This is a genomic window from Escherichia sp. MAL-1, assembly GCF_052948035.1.
Genome location: NZ_CM129609.1, coordinates 635201 through 653597, shown reverse-complemented (window position 1 = coordinate 653597; position 18397 = coordinate 635201). Strand labels below are relative to the sequence as shown.

16 protein-coding genes are annotated in these 18397 nt (G+C 49.7%); 6 read left to right on the top strand and 10 right to left on the bottom strand.

Annotated features, from left to right (window positions below):
• Nucleotides 1-24 precede the first annotated feature (24 nt).
• The 3 genes from higA to rlmG form a co-directional block, all read right to left on the bottom strand.
• Nucleotides 25-441 (bottom strand): type II toxin-antitoxin system antitoxin HigA, encoded by a 417-nt coding sequence (gene higA, locus ACU8XX_RS03225; RefSeq protein ID WP_000560266.1) that lies wholly within the window; start codon nt 439-441, stop codon nt 25-27.
• A complete protein-coding gene (gene higB, locus ACU8XX_RS03220) occupies nt 438-752 on the bottom strand; it encodes a type II toxin-antitoxin system toxin HigB (protein WP_000550192.1) in 315 nt (104 codons plus the stop codon). Before higB ends, higA begins: the two co-directional genes overlap by 4 nt.
• A 283-nt stretch (nt 753-1035) precedes the next feature.
• Complete coding sequence (rlmG, locus tag ACU8XX_RS03215) at nt 1036-2172, bottom strand: 23S rRNA (guanine(1835)-N(2))-methyltransferase RlmG (protein WP_000018695.1); 1137 nt, start codon at nt 2170-2172, stop codon at nt 1036-1038.
• An 84-nt stretch (nt 2173-2256) separates the two neighbouring features.
• Between rlmG and ACU8XX_RS03210 the strand changes: the two genes are divergently transcribed.
• The 5 genes from ACU8XX_RS03210 to sstT all read left to right on the top strand — a co-directional run bounded on the left by ACU8XX_RS03210 (nt 2257) and on the right by sstT (nt 7693).
• Nucleotides 2257-2760: a M48 metallopeptidase family protein gene (locus ACU8XX_RS03210; RefSeq protein WP_005118348.1), complete on the top strand. Its 504-nt coding sequence runs from the start codon at nt 2257-2259 to the stop codon at nt 2758-2760.
• Nucleotides 2761-2836: 76 nt separating this feature from the next.
• On the top strand, nt 2837-3520 hold the full coding sequence (locus ACU8XX_RS03205) for a SanA/YdcF family protein (RefSeq protein ID WP_001183046.1): 684 nt from the start codon (nt 2837-2839) through the stop codon (nt 3518-3520).
• Nucleotides 3521-3598: 78 nt separating this feature from the next.
• A complete protein-coding gene (locus ACU8XX_RS03200; RefSeq protein WP_001301393.1) occupies nt 3599-4585 on the top strand; it encodes a Gfo/Idh/MocA family protein in 987 nt (328 codons plus the stop codon).
• Between the two features lie 282 nt (nt 4586-4867).
• Entirely contained in the window at nt 4868-5833 is a 966-nt protein-coding gene (gene alx, locus ACU8XX_RS03195) for a TerC family membrane protein Alx (protein WP_097466655.1), read from the top strand.
• A 615-nt stretch (nt 5834-6448) separates the two neighbouring features.
• The gene (gene sstT / locus ACU8XX_RS03190; RefSeq protein ID WP_000211650.1) at nt 6449-7693 is read left to right on the top strand and encodes a serine/threonine transporter SstT; all 1245 of its coding nucleotides are present in this window, start codon (nt 6449-6451) and stop codon (nt 7691-7693) included.
• 4 nt (nt 7694-7697) lie between these two features.
• On the opposite strand, the gene ACU8XX_RS03185 is transcribed toward sstT, so the two are convergent.
• The 3 genes from ACU8XX_RS03185 to uxaC form a co-directional block, all read right to left on the bottom strand.
• Entirely contained in the window at nt 7698-8249 is a 552-nt protein-coding gene (locus ACU8XX_RS03185; RefSeq protein ID WP_016241639.1) for a YgjV family protein, read from the bottom strand.
• A gap of 82 nt (nt 8250-8331) precedes the next feature.
• Nucleotides 8332-9819: an altronate dehydratase gene (gene uxaA / locus ACU8XX_RS03180; RefSeq protein ID WP_001199352.1), complete on the bottom strand. Its 1488-nt coding sequence runs from the start codon at nt 9817-9819 to the stop codon at nt 8332-8334.
• A gap of 14 nt (nt 9820-9833) precedes the next feature.
• Complete coding sequence (uxaC, locus tag ACU8XX_RS03175; RefSeq protein ID WP_000187442.1) at nt 9834-11246, bottom strand: glucuronate isomerase; 1413 nt, start codon at nt 11244-11246, stop codon at nt 9834-9836.
• 482 nt (nt 11247-11728) lie between these two features.
• Here uxaC and exuT point away from each other — a divergent pair, with 482 nt between their 5' ends.
• A complete protein-coding gene (gene exuT, locus ACU8XX_RS03170) occupies nt 11729-13027 on the top strand; it encodes a hexuronate transporter ExuT (RefSeq protein WP_001226465.1) in 1299 nt (432 codons plus the stop codon).
• An 87-nt stretch (nt 13028-13114) separates the two neighbouring features.
• On the opposite strand, the gene ACU8XX_RS03165 is transcribed toward exuT, so the two are convergent.
• The 4 genes from ACU8XX_RS03165 to ACU8XX_RS03150 all read right to left on the bottom strand — a co-directional run bounded on the left by ACU8XX_RS03165 (nt 13115) and on the right by ACU8XX_RS03150 (nt 18221).
• Nucleotides 13115-14203, bottom strand: a complete 1089-nt coding sequence (locus ACU8XX_RS03165) for a CfaE/CblD family pilus tip adhesin (protein ID WP_001352146.1) — start codon at nt 14201-14203, stop codon at nt 13115-13117.
• Entirely contained in the window at nt 14200-16884 is a 2685-nt protein-coding gene (locus tag ACU8XX_RS03160; protein ID WP_112034105.1) for a TcfC E-set like domain-containing protein, read from the bottom strand. The genes ACU8XX_RS03165 and ACU8XX_RS03160 overlap by 4 nt, the downstream gene beginning before the upstream one ends.
• 90 nt (nt 16885-16974) lie before the next feature.
• Nucleotides 16975-17475: a CS1 type fimbrial major subunit gene (locus tag ACU8XX_RS03155; protein ID WP_000755097.1), complete on the bottom strand. Its 501-nt coding sequence runs from the start codon at nt 17473-17475 to the stop codon at nt 16975-16977.
• Nucleotides 17476-17504: 29 nt separating this feature from the next.
• Entirely contained in the window at nt 17505-18221 is a 717-nt protein-coding gene (locus ACU8XX_RS03150) for a fimbria/pilus periplasmic chaperone (protein ID WP_000225857.1), read from the bottom strand.
• Nucleotides 18222-18397: the final 176 nt, after the last annotated feature.

Here is an 18397-nt window from a genome sequence, read left to right as displayed (position 1 = left end):
ATGCAACGCATCCGGCACGTCGCGTTAATCAATAAACAAGGCGGGAGAAATGCCGAATCGCGTTGCCAATTTTTTAGCGTGTTCCAGCGTTAATTTCCTCTTCCCGCTCAAAACGCGTGACACCATAGATTTACTGCCAATTTCCGGCAGATCGGAAAGGGTTAAACCATATTGATCCATAAGGGTACGAATCACGGCTATACCGCCAGGCATGGCTTGAGCCATGGCATTAAATTCCGCAAATTCGGGCGCTGATTCTTCCCACGCGGTTATTTTGGCACACACCAGATCCAGCAAGGGGTTTTCAGGATCGTTGAGCAGCAGATGATCTACCAGTTCCAGCGCCTGGGTGTATTGTTCCTCGTTCTGAATACCCGCCAGAAAAGGTGCCACAGCAGTTAGCTTTTCTCCTGCTTGCAAGATGTCGGCAATCGCAATCATTTTTTCCCCTTAGTACGATGAACAGCGGTAAAGAAATCGTATTCTTTAGGCGTCATAACTTCACGTATGTAGCACTTTTGCGATTCAAAAAAGACCATTGCTACAACACGTAATTCATTGCCCCCAACATTGAAAACATAATGCTTATCCAGATATTTGAAGTTATCCAGAGATGGGAATACTGCTTTTAATGACTCAGGTTTTTTGAAATATCCCTTAGCAATCGTGTTCCCCAGAGCCACCAACTCCGTTTTATGTTGCGGGTATTTTTCCGCAGCATCTTTCAATGCTTTTTGAGTTATCAGGTGCATTCTTCATCACGTCCGTTGACAAATTGGCAATATGATAACATCCGTTGCCAGATTGGCAATGGATGAATTTATCTGTGTGACGGAAGAATAAACGTAGAAAAACGCTAAACAAGAGAATGTAGACGATGGTGACAGGGATTTTTTGTTTTATGGAAGCGCGATTCCAGAACTGGGCAGACATTGCCGGATGCGACGCTTGCCGCGTCTTATCCGGCCTGGAGTAACGTGCTGAACGTAGGCCGGATAAGGCGTTTACGCCGCATCCGGCAGGTAACTCCCAATCTTACCGACGACGTCCCAGCTTCACCGCTTTCAGTACCACAAATTTATTATTCGTCGCAATAGTGGTGCAGTTGCCGAAAATCTTCTTCAGTTTATGGAAGTAATCCAGGTGACGGTTGGCAACGATATACAGCTCGCCGTTGATTTTCAGGCAGCGGCGGGCGTGGTGGAACATCTCCCAGGCGACGTTATCGGTCAGGGCATGTTGTTGGTGAAACGGCGGGTTGCAGAGCACAGCATTAAAGCGGAAAGGCTCCACGCCGGAGAGCGCGTTGTTGATCATAAACTCGCAGCGATCCAACGCCTCTGGCATGTTGGTTTCAACGTTCAAACGGCTGGAAGCAACCGCCATCGGCGATTCATCGACAAACACCACTTTCGCCTGCGGGTTTTTATCAAGCAGCGTCAGACCAATAACGCCATTACCGCAACCGAGATCGACAATCTCCCCTTCGAGATTCTCTGGCAGATGTTGCATAAAGAAGCGCGCGCCGATATCAAGCCCGGTGCGGGAGAAGACATTCGCATGGTTGTGGATAGTCCAGTCAGTACCTTCCAGCTTCCAGCTAACGGTCTGCGGCGCATCGGCCAGCTGCGGTTCATTGAAAGTGCAATTAATCAGGCGCGCTTTTTTCCATGCCAGCGTGGTGGTGGTTGGGCCGAGCACTTTTTCGAACAGTTCCAGCGTGGAAGTGTGAATGTCACGGGCCTTGGCACCGGCAATAATACGTGTATCCGACGTGACCACTTTGCGCAGCGCACGCAGTTGCTGTTCCAGCAATGCCAGTGTTTTCGGCACTTTGATCAGCACCACACCCGGCTGTTGCGGGTAGTCGGCGGTGCTGTCGAGAAACTTCACGCTCGACTCATCAATCCCGTTGAGGCGTAAATTCTCGCGCGTCGCCAGTTCACTGATGTATGAGTCGCCAATGCTGTACGGCTTATGTTCCGCCAGCGCGCAGCTTAACGCACCAAAGGCATCATTCAGGATCAACACCGGGCCGCGGATTTCTGTGTCGTCCAACTGTTGCAGCAAATATTCATCCGCCGCTTCCCACGCCTGTAGTGGGTTAACGTCATCCGTCGCCGGAAAACGTTGTAGTGTCAGTGAACGGAAACCGTTGTCTAAGTGGCTCATCGGCCCTCCTGAATGATAAAATTTCGACGTTGCCCCTGAAAAGGGTGCGTGAGTATACCCTTTTTCTCTTTTTCGTGGGCGGTTATGAGCAATCTTACTTATCTTCAGGGTTATCCCGAGCAGCTACTTTCCCAGGTGCGAACGCTGATTAACGAACAGCGTCTGGGCGATGTGCTGGCAAAACGTTATCCGGGAACACACGACTACGCCACCGATAAAGCGCTGTGGCAATATACTCAGGATCTGAAAAATCAGTTTCTGCGTAATGCCCCGCCGATCAATAAAGTGATGTATGACAATAAGATCCATGTGCTGAAAAACGCGCTCGGGTTACATATCGCTGTTTCGCGTGTGCAGGGCGGCAAGCTGAAAGCAAAGGCGGAGATCCGCGTCGCTACCGTGTTTCGCAACGCGCCGGAACCGTTTTTGCGCATGATCGTGGTGCACGAGTTGGCGCACCTGAAGGAGAAAGAGCATAACAAAGCGTTCTATCAATTGTGCTGCCATATGGAGCCGCAGTACCACCAGCTTGAGTTCGACACCCGGCTGTGGCTAACGCAGTTGTCGCTTGGGCAGGACAAAATCTGAAAATGATGTCAGGCGTTATCTTTTCTTTCTTTAGCGCCTAAAATCGACCTCCCCCCTTTCGTTAAGGATAACGACCATGCAGCCCCGCCTTCTTCTCCGTATTTGTTTTTCTCGCCGGACTCTTAAGATTGGCTGTTTATTGTTGCTTATAGCAGGAGCGACCATTTTTATTGCCGATCGCGTTATGGTCAACGCCAGCAAGCAGCTGACCTGGAGCGATGTCAACGCAGTTCCGGCGCGTAACGTGGGTTTATTGCTGGGGGCGAGGCCGGGTAATCGCTACTTTACCCGACGTATTGATACCGCAGCAGCGTTGTACCACGCCGGAAAAGTGAAATGGCTACTGGTAAGTGGCGATAACGGACGTAAAAATTACGATGAAGCATCAGGTATGCAGCAGGCTTTGATCACTAAAGGCGTACCGGCGAAAGTGATCTTCTGCGACTATGCCGGATTCTCAACGCTTGATTCGGTGGTGCGTGCCAAAAAGGTGTTTGGTGAAAACCATATCACCATTATTTCGCAAGAATTTCATAACCAACGCGCCATCTGGCTGGCAAAACAGTACGGCATCGACGCTATCGGGTTTAACGCGCCAGACCTCAATATGAAGCACGTTTTTTATACTCAACTGCGGGAGAAACTCGCTCGTGTCAGCGCGGTGATTGACGCCAAAATCCTCCATCGCCAGCCGAAATATCTCGGGCCATCGGTCATGATTGGGCCGTTTAGTGAGCATGGCTGTCCGGCAAAAGAATAATGCGTATCTGCGCACGTCGAAGATGAAAAAGGCGTGCTACATTGACGACAGAATCCCTTTATGGAGTATCCACGCGTTATGATACGTTTCGCTGTGATTGGTACGAACTGGATCACTCGCCAGTTCGTCGAGGCCGCCCATGAGAGCGGTAAATACAAGTTAACCGCCGTATATTCCCGCAGCCTTGAGCAGGCTCAGCACTTCGCCAATGATTTTTCTGTCGAGCATCTGTTTACCTCGCTGGAAGCGATGGCGGAAAGCGATGCCATTGACGCGGTGTATATTGCCAGCCCGAATGCCCTGCACTTTTCCCAGACACAACTTTTCCTTAGCCATAAAATTCATGTGATTTGCGAGAAACCACTGGCGTCGAATCTGGCGGAAGTGGATGCCGCCATTGCCTGTGCGCGGGAAAATCAGGTGGTGCTGTTTGAGGCATTTAAAACCGCCTGCCTGCCGAACTTTCATTTGCTGCGCCAGGCGCTGCCGAAAGTCGGCAAATTGCGTAAAGTCTTTTTCAACTATTGCCAGTATTCCTCGCGGTATCAACGTTACCTGGATGGTGAGAATCCCAACACCTTTAATCCGGCATTCTCTAACGGTTCAATTATGGATATCGGCTTTTACTGCCTGGCGTCGGCGGTAGCGTTATTTGGTGAGCCGAAAAGCGTGCAGGCAACCGCCAGTTTACTGGCAAGTGGTGTAGATGCCCACGGCGTGGTGGTGATGGATTACGGTGATTTCAGCGTCACCTTGCAGCACTCAAAGGTCAGTGATTCTGTCCTGGCAAGCGAGATTCAGGGCGAAGCGGGATCGCTGGTGATTGAAAAACTGTCTGAATGCCAGAAAGTGTGCTTTGTGCCGCGTGGCAGCCAGATGCAGGATCTCACCCAGCCGCAGCATATTAATACCATGCTCTACGAAGCAGAGCTGTTCGCTACCCTGGTGGATGAGCATCTGGTGGATCATCCAGGGCTGGCGGTCAGTCGCATCACAGCCAAACTGCTGACCGAGATCCGCCGCCAGACTGGGGTGATTTTTCCGGCAGATAGCGTAAAACTATAATTGCCAAAGTAAAACAGTGTAAAAGGTATGTAACAGACCATTGACTGGCTGAATGGTCTGTCATACTTTGTTACCTGCAAAGGGGAGTAACTTCATTGCCGGTCGATCGTCATTACGATGTGTGAAAAACCACATCCGGTCACCGGGCAACCCGAAAGGAATACGCAGACGTATTCCTTTTTTGTTGTAAGTGAGACCTTGCCGGAAGGCGAGGTCTATGCATAAAAAGCAGCGGCTGACGTCTTCCGACGTTGGCCGTTTTTTTATGTGTAAGGAACTTCTATGAATACTGTCGGCACGCCGTTGCTATGGGGCGGATTCGCTGTTGTTGTCGCCATTATGCTGGCTATCGACCTGTTGTTGCAGGGGCGTCGTGGGGCACATGCCATGACCATGAAACAGGCTGCGGCCTGGTCGCTGGTCTGGGTGACGCTGTCGTTACTGTTTAACGCCGCTTTCTGGTGGTATCTGGTGCAAACCGAAGGTCGCGCCGTTGCCGATCCACAGGCACTGGCCTTTCTCACAGGTTATCTGATTGAGAAATCGCTGGCGGTCGATAACGTCTTTGTCTGGCTGATGTTGTTCAGCTATTTCTCTGTTCCGGCGGCATTACAACGCCGCGTGCTGGTGTATGGCGTGATCGGGGCGATTGTTCTGCGTACCATCATGATCTTCACTGGCAGCTGGCTAATTTCGCAGTTCGACTGGATCCTGTATATCTTCGGTGCCTTCCTGCTGTTTACCGGCGTGAAGATGGCGCTCGCCCATGAAGATGAATCAGGCATTGGCGACAAGCCGCTGGTGCGCTGGCTACGCGGTCATTTGCGCATGACCGACACCATCGACAACGAGCATTTCTTTGTGCGTAAGAATGGATTGCTGTACGCCACACCGCTGATGCTGGTACTGATTCTGGTGGAATTGAGCGACGTGATTTTCGCCGTGGATAGCATTCCGGCTATCTTCGCCGTGACCACTGACCCGTTCATTGTGCTGACCTCAAACCTGTTTGCGATCCTCGGCCTGCGTGCGATGTATTTCCTGCTGGCGGGCGTAGCAGAGCGTTTCTCGATGCTCAAATATGGCCTGGCGGTGATTCTGGTGTTTATCGGTATCAAGATGCTGATTGTCGACTTCTACCATATTCCAATCGCCGTCTCGCTGGGCGTGGTGTTTGGCATTCTGGTGATGACGTTTATTATCAACGCCTGGGTGAATTATCGGCATGATAAGCAGCGGGGAGAATGATTCGCTGTATATTAAGCCATTCCTAGAGATAACTCATTCCAGACAAAGGTGAGCTATTAATTATGTAATCGGCTTGTAGCTCTTTACAAAAAGACCGCACGGGTGTTGGTGGCGTCAAAATCGCCGAAGCGTTCCCTGGAGGCCGGGGCGACGCGCATGGATGCGCGGCGAGGGCGCATCTTACAGGGACGTTCCCTTGCGCCCGACCCGGTAGCCGCAAGGGATAAGCTGAGGGAATCGCGCAGCGGCGATTTTGTTCGCCAGAGCCTGGGGGTGCAGGGGGCGGCGGCGATTGGCCGCCCCCTGCGCGCTCCCTGCGCCAGTGACTTTATATGGCATAGCACATTAAAGGAGCGCAACCGTTCTCATATTCCAAATAGTTTTGCCCATATGTTATCTAATCAGCCTTAGTAGCCAGTCCTTCCCTCTGTTTATGTCAAACAAATGTAACAATTAAGTTGCAAAACATGACCTCTCTTTAAAATCCAGCATTTTTCGCTTCCCGAAGCTGTAACTTTCCTTATACTCGACCTTGCAAACACTTTGTTACATCCTGAAAGATGCGTCGACAGAACGCACCAGGGATGTGCGATAACACAATGAAAGGATCGAAAAATGACTACGCAACGTTCACCGGGGCTATTCCGGCGTCTGGCTCATGGCAGCCTGGTAAAACAAATCCTGGTCGGCCTTGTTCTGGGGATTCTTCTGGCATGGATCTCAAAACCCGCGGCGGAAGCTGTTGGTCTGTTAGGTACTTTGTTCGTCGGCGCACTGAAAGCTGTTGCCCCCATCCTGGTGTTGATGCTGGTAATGGCATCTATTGCTAACCACCAGCACGGTCAGAAAACCAATATCCGCCCTATTTTGTTCCTCTATCTACTGGGCACCTTCTCTGCTGCTCTGGCCGCAGTAGTCTTCAGCTTTGCCTTCCCTTCTACCCTGCATTTATCCAGTAGCGCGGGTGATATTTCGCCGCCGTCAGGCATTGTCGAAGTGATGCGCGGGCTGGTAATGAGCATGGTTTCCAACCCCATCGACGCGCTGCTGAAAGGTAACTACATCGGGATTCTGGTGTGGGCGATCGGCCTCGGCTTCGCACTGCGTCACGGTAACGAGACCACCAAAAACCTGGTCAACGATATGTCGAATGCCGTCACCTTTATGGTGAAACTGGTCATTCGCTTCGCACCGATTGGTATTTTTGGTCTGGTTTCTTCTACCCTGGCAACCACCGGTTTCTCCACACTGTGGGGCTACGCGCAACTGCTGTTCGTGCTGGTTGGCTGCATGTTAATGGTGGCGCTGGTGGTTAACCCATTGCTGGTGTGGTGGAAAATTCGTCGTAACCCGTTCCCGCTGGTGCTGCTGTGCCTGCGCGAAAGCGGTGTGTATGCCTTCTTCACCCGCAGCTCTGCAGCGAACATTCCGGTGAATATGGCGCTGTGTGAAAAGCTGAATCTGGATCGCGATACCTATTCCGTTTCTATTCCGCTGGGAGCCACCATCAATATGGCGGGCGCAGCAATCACTATTACCGTGTTGACGCTGGCTGCGGTTAATACGCTGGGTATTCCGGTCGATCTGCCCACGGCGCTGCTGTTGAGCGTGGTGGCTTCTCTGTGTGCCTGTGGCGCATCCGGCGTGGCGGGGGGGTCTCTGCTGCTGATCCCACTGGCCTGTAATATGTTCGGTATTTCGAACGATATCGCCATGCAGGTGGTTGCCGTCGGCTTTATCATCGGCGTATTGCAGGACTCTTGCGAAACCGCGCTGAACTCTTCAACTGACGTGCTGTTCACTGCGGCAGCTTGCCAGGCAGAAGACGATCGTCTGGCAAATAGCGCCCTGCGTAATTAATTGTTTAACCCCTTTCGTCTACGGCGGAAGGGGTTTTCTCAACTTTAAACGGATCAATTCCCCTTTTCTGCATCCGCCAGAAACGAATGATATTCAGGCCATTCATAAGCAGAAAACTACCCTCAATCATCGTGCCGCCTATCGACCCCGCCCAGAAGTTGTGAATCACCCAGCAACACGTTGAAAACCACATTACGCAGCGCATGGTCAGCCCTTTACAGCGGAATAGCGCCCAGGTACTGACAATCGTGCCGATAACCGGCAATAGTTCGACAGGATGATGGAACTTCGCGAGGCCAATTCCGCCAGTCAGCACAATAAAAATCGCCATTACCCATAAGCGGCGCGTGCGTAAGGTAATCAATGTACGAATGGCATTAAGGATGGCACTGGCACCAGCGGGATAGGTGCCCAGAAGAAAAAAATGTACGCCAATAACGGCGCTATAGACCGAAAGCTGCTTTTTGAAGCGACGTTCGTCACGATTGAAAAATGTTGTGATACCAATCAGAAAGGCGATGACACCCACGCCCTGGGCCAGCCAATACGCGGTCATGATAAATCCTTAGCAGGTATGGAAAAGCAAACGGCGCTTCACATTATGAAACGCCGTTTTTTATTAACAACTCATTTCGACTTTATAGCGTTACGCCGCTTTTGAAGATCGCCAGTTCGCGGAAGTCGTTACGCTCGTTACAGGTTTGCTTACCGTTGGCAAACTCAACGATGGTGTCGATAAATTCTTCCAGCAACTGCGGCATCGCTTTACCGTGGATCAACTGACCCGCGTCAAAGTCGATCCAGTGTTTTTTCTTCGCCGCCAGTTCACTGTTGGTGGCGATTTTCACCGTCGGCACAAATCCACCATACGGCGTGCCACGACCAGTACTGAACAGCACCATATGGCAGCCCGCACCCGCCAGGGCGCTGGTCGCTACGGCATCGTTACCCGGCGCACTTAACAAGTTCAGCCCTGGCGTTTTCAGACGCTCGCCGTAACGCAGCACGTCAACCACGACGCTGGAACCCGCTTTCTGGGTACAGCCAAGTGATTTGTCTTCCAGCGTGGTGATACCGCCCGCTTTGTTCCCCGGCGATGGGTTTTCATAGATCGGCTGATCATGGGCAATAAAGTACTGTTTGAAGTCGTTGACCATGGTGACCAGTTTTTCAAACGTTGCTTCGTCGCGGCAATGGTCCATCAGCAACTGCTCTGCGCCAAACATCTCCGGCACTTCGGTCAGTACGGTAGTACCGCCGTTAGCAATCACGTAGTCAGAGAAACGCCCCAGCATCGGGTTAGCAGTAATACCAGAAAGACCGTCAGAACCACCGCACTCCAGACCAAACTTCAGTTCGCTGAGTTTGCCTGGCTCGCGTTTATCGTTGCGCATCACGTTATACAGCTGATGCAAATGCTCGATTCCGGCTTCGATCTCATCATCCTGCTGTTGGCAGATCATGAAATGAACGCGTTCAGGATCGATATCGCCCAGCGTTTCACGGAATGCGGCAACCTGGTTGTTTTCACAGCCCAGACCAATCACCAGCACTGCGCCTGCGTTCGGGTGGCGCACCATGTTTTGCAGCATGGTGCGGGTATTAATGTGATCGTCGCCCAGCTGTGAGCAGCCGTAGGTGTGGCTGAAGAGGAACACGCCGTCGGTACCTTCGGCGTTGTTGGTTTCTTTCAGGAAACGATTTTGGATCTGCCGCGCGATGCCGTTGACACAGCCCACGGTTGGCAGGATCCACAGCTCATTACGCACCCCGACATCGCCGTTAGCGCGACGATAGATCTGCACTTCACGATCTGCCGCTTGCGCAGGCAGATCCTGAAAATCAGGTTGATAGCGATACTGATCCAGATCGCTCAGATTCGTGCGCGTATTGTGGGCGTGAACGTGTTCCCCCGCCGCAATATCCGCCAATGCATAACCAATCGGCAGGCCATATTTGATGACGTTGGCCCCTTTTGCGATATTCGTTAACGCAAATTTATGTCCACGAGCAACATCCTGGCGCAGCCTAACAGTTTGGTTATCGACACTGACTTCTGTGCCTTCAGCCAAATCCGCTAAAGCGACCGCGACGTTATCCAGCGCATGGATCTTGATGTATTGCATATCAACCCCAGACCTTAGTTCAGTTCAATGGCGAAGTAGTCACGCGCATTGTTAAAGCAAATATTTTTCACCATCTCGCCCAGCAGGTTGATGTCCGCCGGTGCTTCGCCCGCTTCCACCCAGCGACCGATCATCTGGCACAGAATGCGGCGGAAGTATTCGTGACGGGTGTATGACAGGAAGCTACGGCTGTCAGTTAGCATACCGACAAAGCGGCTCAGCAAACCGAGCTGCGCCAGTTGGGTCATCTGACGTTCCATACCGTCTTTCTGATCGTTAAACCACCAGCCGGAACCGAACTGCATTTTGCCCGGCATACCTTCGCCCTGGAAGTTACCGATCATGGTGCCCAGCACTTCGTTATCGCGCGGGTTCAGGCAGTAGAGAATGGTTTTCGGCAGCAGGTTTTCTTCATTCTGCTTGCTCAGCAACTTAGACAGCTCTTCCGCCATCGGACGGTCGTTGATGGAGTCAAAGCCTACATCCGGCCCCAGCAGTTTGAACTGACGCAGGTTGTTATTACGCAGCGCGCCAATGTGGTACTGCTGTACCCAGCCGCGACGTGCATATTCGGCACCAAGGAACACCAGTACCGCAGTTTTGAACTGCGCCACTTCGTGCTCGCTCAGGGTTTCGCCAGCCAGACGGCGCGCCAGAATGCTGTCCAGTTCCGCTTCGTTCGCTTCAGCAAACATCACCACATCCAGCGCGTGGTCAGACACTTTACAGCCGTGAGCGGCGAAGTGATCCAGACGTTTGGTCAGGGCAGTTTGCAGGTCAGCAAAGCGGCGAATGTCGGTATCGGAAACTTCGCCCAGCTTCGCCATGTAGTCGTTAAAGGTCGCCTGTTCGATGTTGAAGGCTTTGTCCGGACGCCAGCTCGGCAGCACTTTGATGGTGAAAGAGCCGTCTTTGGCGATCTCTGCGTGATGCTCCAGAGAATCGATCGGGTCATCGGTGGTGCCGACCATTTTCACGTTCATCTGCTGCATGATGCCGCGCGCGGAGAAGTTATCCTGCGCCAGCAGTTCGTTACATTCGTTCCAGATTTCATCGGCAGTTGACGGAGAAAGCAATTTGCCAGTGATACCAAACGGACGGCGCAGTTCGAGGTGCGTCCAGTGGTATAACGGGTTGCCGATAGTGTGCGGAACAGTCGCCGCCCAGGCGTCAAATTTTTCACGGTCAGACGCATCACCGGTACACAGACGCTCGGCCACACCGTTGGTACGCATAGCGCGCCATTTGTAGTGATCGCCTTTCAGCCAGATGTCATACAGGTTTTTAAAACGATAGTCTTCCGCAATCTGCTGCGGCGGCAAATGGCAATGGTAATCGAAAATCGGCTGGTCTTTTGCGTAGTCGTGATACAGACGGCGGGCAAATTCGGTATCTAACAGGAAATCTTCAGTCATAAACGGAGTCATTTTCGTCTTCCTCTCAACGAGTGAGCTAGCTTGCTTATGGTGCGATGCTGACAAAGTTATCACACCAATTTCCAGAGTCCGAAGATATTTTCGTGAGTTAGATCAATAAACGTAGTTAAAAAAATTACTCTCAAAGTGGTAAATCTCGCTGCAGGCCGCGCCAGTACTGGCCTCGCTGTCGTCAGGTAATGTCCCTACAAATATTCGCACATTTGTGATGGCTCTCACCTTTTAAAGTTGTATGACAAGTTATCTTTCTGCCGTCGCAAATCATAAGTCGACGGAATGCAAATTGCCGATTCATTCATTTGTTAGATGAATCGGGTTAACCGGTACGGAAGCCGAATTAGCACGAAACTTTCATGGCAACGTTCGGGGCGTGCCGGTTTTTTTTCGGTTACCCGGTCGTAACTAACATCTTCAGCCTCTGGCGGGATGATGGCCGCGCTTCCTGCGGATATAACAAAACGATGAGGTTTTACATGCGTAAAATTAAAGGGTTACGTTGGTATATGATCGCACTGGTGACGCTCGGCACCGTGCTTGGTTACCTGACGCGTAACACTGTGGCGGCAGCTGCGCCAACTCTGATGGAAGAGTTAAACATCTCCACCCAACAGTATTCCTATATCATCGCAGCCTATTCTGCTGCTTATACGGTCATGCAACCGGTAGCAGGTTATGTACTGGATGTGCTGGGTACGAAAATCGGTTATGCAATGTTTGCTGTGCTGTGGGCCGTGTTCTGTGGTGCAACCGCGCTGGCAGGTAGCTGGGGTGGCCTGGCTGTTGCTCGTGGTGCGGTCGGTGCCGCGGAAGCAGCGATGATCCCGGCGGGTCTGAAAGCCAGCTCCGAATGGTTCCCGGCGAAAGAGCGTTCCATCGCAGTAGGCTACTTTAACGTAGGTTCTTCGATTGGTGCGATGATTGCGCCGCCGCTGGTGGTATGGGCAATCGTAATGCACAGCTGGCAGATGGCATTTATCATCTCCGGTGCATTGAGCTTTATCTGGGCGATGGCATGGCTGATTTTCTATAAACATCCGCGCGACCAGAAGCATCTGACCGATGAAGAACGCGACTATATTATTAATGGTCAGGAAGCCCAGCACCAGGTGAGCACGGCGAAGAAAATGTCCGTTGGTCAGATCCTGCGTAACCGTCAGTTCTGGGGTATCGCGCTGCCGCGTTTCCTGGCAGAACCGGCCTGGGGTACTTTTAACGCGTGGATCCCGCTGTTCATGTTTAAAGTTTACGGCTTTAACCTGAAAGAGATCGCGATGTTCGCCTGGATGCCGATGCTGTTTGCTGACCTCGGTTGTATCCTCGGTGGTTACCTGCCGCCGCTGTTCCAGCGTTGGTTTGGTGTGAACCTGATCGTTTCCCGTAAGATGGTCGTAACGCTGGGTGCAGTGCTGATGATTGGCCCGGGTATGATCGGCCTGTTCACCAACCCGTATGTCGCAATTATGCTGCTGTGTATCGGTGGTTTTGCCCACCAGGCACTGTCTGGCGCGCTGATTACGCTCTCTTCCGATGTGTTTGGTCGTAACGAAGTGGCAACGGCGAACGGTTTAACCGGGATGTCCGCATGGCTGGCAAGTACGCTATTTGCGCTGGTTGTCGGTGCACTGGCTGACACCATCGGCTTCAGCCCGCTGTTCGCAGTACTGGCAGTGTTCGACCTGTTAGGTGCGCTGGTTATCTGGACCGTGTTGCAGAACAAACCGGCGATTGAGGTGGCGCAGGAAACACATAACGATCCCGCACCGCAACATTAACATTTAACGTAAGTTGTAATGACGAAGCCGCCTTATCAGGCGGCTTCGTTGTTTATATAGACAAAAGCGTTTGTCCGGTTTGCAGGGTTAATTGATGGTTGGCAAGGAAGGCGTAAAGATTACCGACAATTTCCCCATGTAATATCCAGCCTGTTTGTCCATCACGCTAAATTTTTCTACTGCCAGCGTTAATGGCGTTGGCACACACATTACGGCATAGCGGATCCCTGGCAATACGACCGGACGCACACGTTTCAGGTTAATGCTGTTCCAGACCATATTTTCATTATTGCGCACATCAATTTGCCCACCGGTTTCCGGGTTGTACATTTTGACCCGGTAATCAATGCGTTCTCCCTCGTCGGTGGTGGTTCCTCCCTGACGATAGATAGAGAAGTCACCGTCTCTGCGCCCTGCGGCGGGTCGCCCTTCATCTTTGAGCATGATTTCATAACTGATGGCATTACCGTTAAAACCATCGTACAAGCACATGTCCAACATGGTCAGATCTTGCGCGTAGTTGCTGCCATTAACGCTCCCTGTTGGATGCAAGTCTAACTGCACCCGTGGCGTGGCGTGGGCGAACTCCGGGAAGAACACGTCGATATGGTTGGGGTCGAGAACATTAAGCTTAATATCAGCCTGATAATCTGTTGCCGGGTAGCTAAAATGGAGTTTAACTTTCCCTTCCCATAAACCGCCAATCGGCAGTTTCTTCATTTCTTCTTGCTCAATATACAGAGTTAAAACTTTTGTTTTAGCCAGATAACCAACGTTATTAATCGTATCTTTACATTGATAACCCGTCCCATCATCCAGCCTTTTCTTATCGTACCACCCCTTACACGGTCCGTCCTCCCACACCTGAACTGTCATATACCCTTTCAGTTTAACCGGCCAGCGCATACCGCTGCGTTTTTCAGTTAGATAAATTTGCACGACAGAAGTATTACCTGCTGATGTACAAGTCTGCTGTGAATCAGGGTAGCTACATTGAAAAAATGAAAATGTTGTACTGTAACTCACCTCCGGTGGGGGCTCCTCATTCCAGAAGTAATAATCCGCTCTGCCAGATGCCAAATCGTACGTAATTTCACTGGTCACGTTAGGAGCTGCCTGAACGCCAGTAACCGCACCACACAAGCCCAATATCGCCGCAATCAATCGATTTCTCATGGTGCAACCTCCCTTTGCGCCGTCTGAACGTTTCCACGTAATTTAGGCTGTTTCAACTGTGCCTGAACCTGAATGGACTCCGGTAATTGTGAATAAGTCACCACACTACATGTGACATCTCCGCTGTAACGAATGCTGGCGCGTTTCTTTACAACACTCAGCGGACACTTAAGGAATTGCTGCCCGGAAAGCAGATATAGCTCTTTTTCGCTACCGTTAATTTCAAGTGTAAATCCGCCATCTTCAGCTACCAGTAACATGGCGCTATTCAGACCAACCAGCGGGAATTTCTCTACCGATGCTGGTAATAACAAGCGACCGATATAGTTGTAATTAAAGCTGGCAGACACTTCGCGATAGCGCAGTTTGCCAGGCAACAACATTAATTCACGATTCCCCGCACCGTTAATGATGTTTGTTGTCCCTTGTTGATTGCCCTGGCTACTGTCGTTAACCTCAACAAAACCAGACTGAAATCCAGGATAAGGGAACAACACACTGTCGCTTTGACCAAGCTGCAACGTTCGGCTGCCTGCCACCCGCGCTTCGAGTTGCAGATCCTGACTCTCTTCATCCTGTTCAGAGAAGCCTTTCACATCCACCAATACCGCACCCAGCAAATCGTCTGTACCACTGGCACCCAAATTAACGCCATAGCGACTGACAGCCAGTGTAGAGCTGTAAGTCCCCGTAAAGGCCGAGAGATGATCATGATTCTTACGGTCATAACTGTCAGATACGGTAGCGTAGACATTTCCGTATTGACCATCCCAACGCCCGTTAACCGCGCTGTTTATGGTATCGGTGTTCAGGCCCCCAACGGTTACGCCAAGTTCTTTATGGCTGAATGAATCGTTATAAAAAGTATGGGATAACTGCCATGACGTTTGATCGCCATCCTGATCGCTATAACGATAATCCGTAGAAACATTGGTTGAATGGCTGTTGTTATTGCTGTCCATCGTTGGCGTGTCAGATAACGAAAACGATAAGTACAAGCCGTTGTCGTCGTTATCGCCACCGTTGTCATTACGATGGAAAACACCAACCGAAGTACTCAAGATCCAGTCACGCATCACAAAAGCGCGGGAAGCGCTAAGTTGTACAGTTTCGGAGATACTTTGCGCAGTTGTCTGGCGAAGATAGTTATTTTCAAAGCTCTGCTGTTTATCCCAACGCAAACTATCATCAGTGTTATTTTGTGTGCGGGAATAACCCAGCATCATATTCCAGACGACAAAATTCTGTGAAACCGTCGCGGAAATACTTTCATAACAGCTTAAGGCGTTATAGCTCTCTCTGCTGTCGGTTGCACAAGCATCGCCGTCAGAGTTGGTCCGATAAAAGCCCAACGTCGGCCATCCCGAATTACTCCAGTTGGCCTGTTGCATATCACCTTTGCCGCCGTCATCGTTACGGAACACGCTGGCGCTGATTGCAAGATTCCCTGCCCCGCCTAAATTTGCCGTCCAGTCATTACCTAACTCGAAAGCACTCACATTATCGGCATTCGCCAGCCCTGCGTAGAGCTCATATTGCGGATGTAATGGCAGGCGTACCCCCAGTTGATAAGCTGAACTTTCATCATCAGAAGCCTGTGATGTAGTTTTACCTGCCTGTAAGAACCATTGCGCATTTCCGTCCGTCAGACCGCCTGTTTTGGTAAACGGTACTAGCTCGGTGCGGGTGAGTTGGTTATTTTCATAGACTTTTAACGCTACGCTATAGCTACCCGGCGGAAAGGAACTGGTATCAATAAATTGCGAACCACTATTGAGATAAAACGATCCCAGAAGTTGCTCATTACGATAAGCGTCAACACGAGAATTGCGCGAAAGCAGGACCATTACCGGGGTTCCCTGCTGGCTTTGCGCCTGGTTTAAATAGCTAAGAGTCGACCCGATACGCATCCCGTCGATTGCACCGAGTGGCAAAAAGTTAAAGGTAAAGTTCCCGCCTTGTGCATTAAATAGCGTGCGGTTGTCCATGCGCCCCGCCTGCACATAATAACGACGTAAAAAATCATAACGATAATAGAGATCGCTGACATCAGCATTACTGTCACTGACATCATCTGCATCATAACCGTTGAAATTCCAGTGTGCACCAATATAGCTATTTTCTGTTATTCCCAGCGCACCGTTTCCCTGAATAGACAACGATTGGTAATCATCCTGTGCCAGAACATTGATGTCTTGCTGATGTATAAAAGCGTTAACCGTATTTTTGTCTGGATTTAAATATAATGACTTCGCATCGAAAGCTGAATTCCATTGCGGATTAATAAACAACGTTGCCGAACTTTCTTCATCATTATAGATTATTTCCAGCGTATCGGTATTCAGAAAACCACACCCTGAGTCAGTACGTACATAACCGCAAGCCAATTCACCGTGGCGAGCTAGCGGCTGCGATAATTTTTCTTTCACTATATGCGCGATTTTCTGATCGTCGACATCCAGTTCCAGCTTGTTATATAAACTTGCTGGATCAAGAAATGTTACGGTATCAAGATTAACCATTGCATAATATTTACCGAGATTTTTCCCTGAAAAATAAACCTCGATATACTCCTGCTGTCCCTGAGCAATAACCTCAAACCCTGCGGGGATTTTGGTTAATGCCGCCTCTGCCGGGCTGAGACTCGCCAGGATCAAAAGAGCCAGTAATTTTTTATCCATGGCAATCCTGAAATCCATAACAAATACTAAAACAGTTAAAATAAAGGAGGGCTAGCCCCCCTTTGTTATGTGTTAATTCTGTTATCCGGATTAGATATCCTGAGACAGATAAATGCTTACTACGCCACGGTAGATACCTGTTTCCAGAACACCTTTGGTGGTTTGAGCAAACATCAGATTTTTAGCCAGAGAACCATTAGTTAACGCATCGGAAGCAAAGATTTTGGTTGCGGTAAAAGTGGTTGCCGCATCAGCTTTAATTTCTTCGCCGCCCCAGGTTACTGTCAGCGGAACAATCTTGCTAGCGTCCAGGCTTTGAACCAGTTGCGCCGGGGAAACTAACTGCATTTTTACATCTTTGGTAACGTCGTTAGACCAGATTTTGGTCATTAACTGGTAAGATTGCAGACCCTGACCCGGCAGATATTGCATTTCTACTGCTTTCGGCAGCGCAGTGTTATCGGTCTGTGTCATATCCAGAGCGGCATCAACGTTAGCCGTTACAGTGATATCCTTTTGTACTGCTAATGCGGAGCCTGCAACAGAAAACATCGCTGCGACCAGAAGAGATTTTGCAAATACCTTTTTCATTACTATTCCTTCGTTTATTACAATGATAATTAATGGACCGCCAGTTCAAACTCGCCATTATCTTTGGTGATCCAGTTATTATATTTGACAACGATTTTGTCGTAGCCAGATATGCTTTCAAGATTTCTTTCCTGACCAGGGAAGATATTTTTATTTACAGTCTGTATCTTACAATTTTCTTTGCTATTATTTTTACAATAAGCGATCGTTAAAATCTTTAAGCGTTGATTCCCTGCATTAACTAATTTTTGGGCAGCATTTACTTCTAACTTAGCAATAGGTTGCTGAGGTGGGACACTAACAACAATCCCCCAAATTAAGTTAACTGTTAACTGCATAGAGAGATCTTTTTTATCCGTGGCAACGTCATCAATACTGGGAACCGCTTCAAATTTAACGCGATAATTTTTTTCTTTTTGCTCTGGTTCCATTGCAACAAAGCGCACAGTCTTACTGCTACCCGCTGGCAGCGCAAACTTAGGCGGCATCACTACAAGATGAGTGGCATCTCCGGATTTTATTTCAACTTCCTGCTCTTGAGGCGTTGAAGGATTATCAATACGAAATACCGTCGCTTTTATATATTGAACTTCATTACTTTTAGATATTACGCGAACGTTACCTTCCCCCTGACTATTAATGGAAACAGCCATAGGATAAACAGTCATATTTGACTGTGCAAAAAAAGGAGCGAACACGAATAAAAGCGGCGTAAGCCGTGATAAGAGATTAATTTTCGCCACCATATAGATTTGATCTTACAATATTGATTCAAAAAAGTTAGTGCATTAGATGTGTATATTTATTGTAAGTCAACATGAAAAAGTATTTTTAGTTAATATTAAATTTAAAAGCGAAAAATTAACTTACTGAAATATAGCAATTTTCACAATAGAGACACTTCATTTTTAGGAATTTATAA

Bases quoted from the DNA above. Each gene is read 5' to 3' on its own strand.
- higA (WP_000560266.1), bottom strand. From the start codon at position 441: ATGATTGCGATTGCCGACATCTTGCAAGCAGGAGAAAAGCTAACTGCT.
- higB (WP_000550192.1), bottom strand. From the start codon at position 752: ATGCACCTGATAACTCAAAAAGCATTGAAAGATGCTGCGGAAAAATAC.
- rlmG (WP_000018695.1), bottom strand. From the start codon at position 2,172: ATGAGCCACTTAGACAACGGTTTCCGTTCACTGACACTACAACGTTTT.
- ACU8XX_RS03210 (WP_005118348.1), top strand. From the start codon at position 2,257: ATGAGCAATCTTACTTATCTTCAGGGTTATCCCGAGCAGCTACTTTCC.
- ACU8XX_RS03205 (WP_001183046.1), top strand. From the start codon at position 2,837: ATGCAGCCCCGCCTTCTTCTCCGTATTTGTTTTTCTCGCCGGACTCTT.
- ACU8XX_RS03200 (WP_001301393.1), top strand. From the start codon at position 3,599: ATGATACGTTTCGCTGTGATTGGTACGAACTGGATCACTCGCCAGTTC.
- alx (WP_097466655.1), top strand. From the start codon at position 4,868: ATGAATACTGTCGGCACGCCGTTGCTATGGGGCGGATTCGCTGTTGTT.
- sstT (WP_000211650.1), top strand. From the start codon at position 6,449: ATGACTACGCAACGTTCACCGGGGCTATTCCGGCGTCTGGCTCATGGC.
- ACU8XX_RS03185 (WP_016241639.1), bottom strand. From the start codon at position 8,249: ATGACCGCGTATTGGCTGGCCCAGGGCGTGGGTGTCATCGCCTTTCTG.
- uxaA (WP_001199352.1), bottom strand. From the start codon at position 9,819: ATGCAATACATCAAGATCCATGCGCTGGATAACGTCGCGGTCGCTTTA.
- uxaC (WP_000187442.1), bottom strand. From the start codon at position 11,246: ATGACTCCGTTTATGACTGAAGATTTCCTGTTAGATACCGAATTTGCC.
- exuT (WP_001226465.1), top strand. From the start codon at position 11,729: ATGCGTAAAATTAAAGGGTTACGTTGGTATATGATCGCACTGGTGACG.
- ACU8XX_RS03165 (WP_001352146.1), bottom strand. From the start codon at position 14,203: ATGAGAAATCGATTGATTGCGGCGATATTGGGCTTGTGTGGTGCGGTT.
- ACU8XX_RS03160 (WP_112034105.1), bottom strand. From the start codon at position 16,884: ATGGATAAAAAATTACTGGCTCTTTTGATCCTGGCGAGTCTCAGCCCG.
- ACU8XX_RS03155 (WP_000755097.1), bottom strand. From the start codon at position 17,475: ATGAAAAAGGTATTTGCAAAATCTCTTCTGGTCGCAGCGATGTTTTCT.
- ACU8XX_RS03150 (WP_000225857.1), bottom strand. From the start codon at position 18,221: ATGGTGGCGAAAATTAATCTCTTATCACGGCTTACGCCGCTTTTATTC.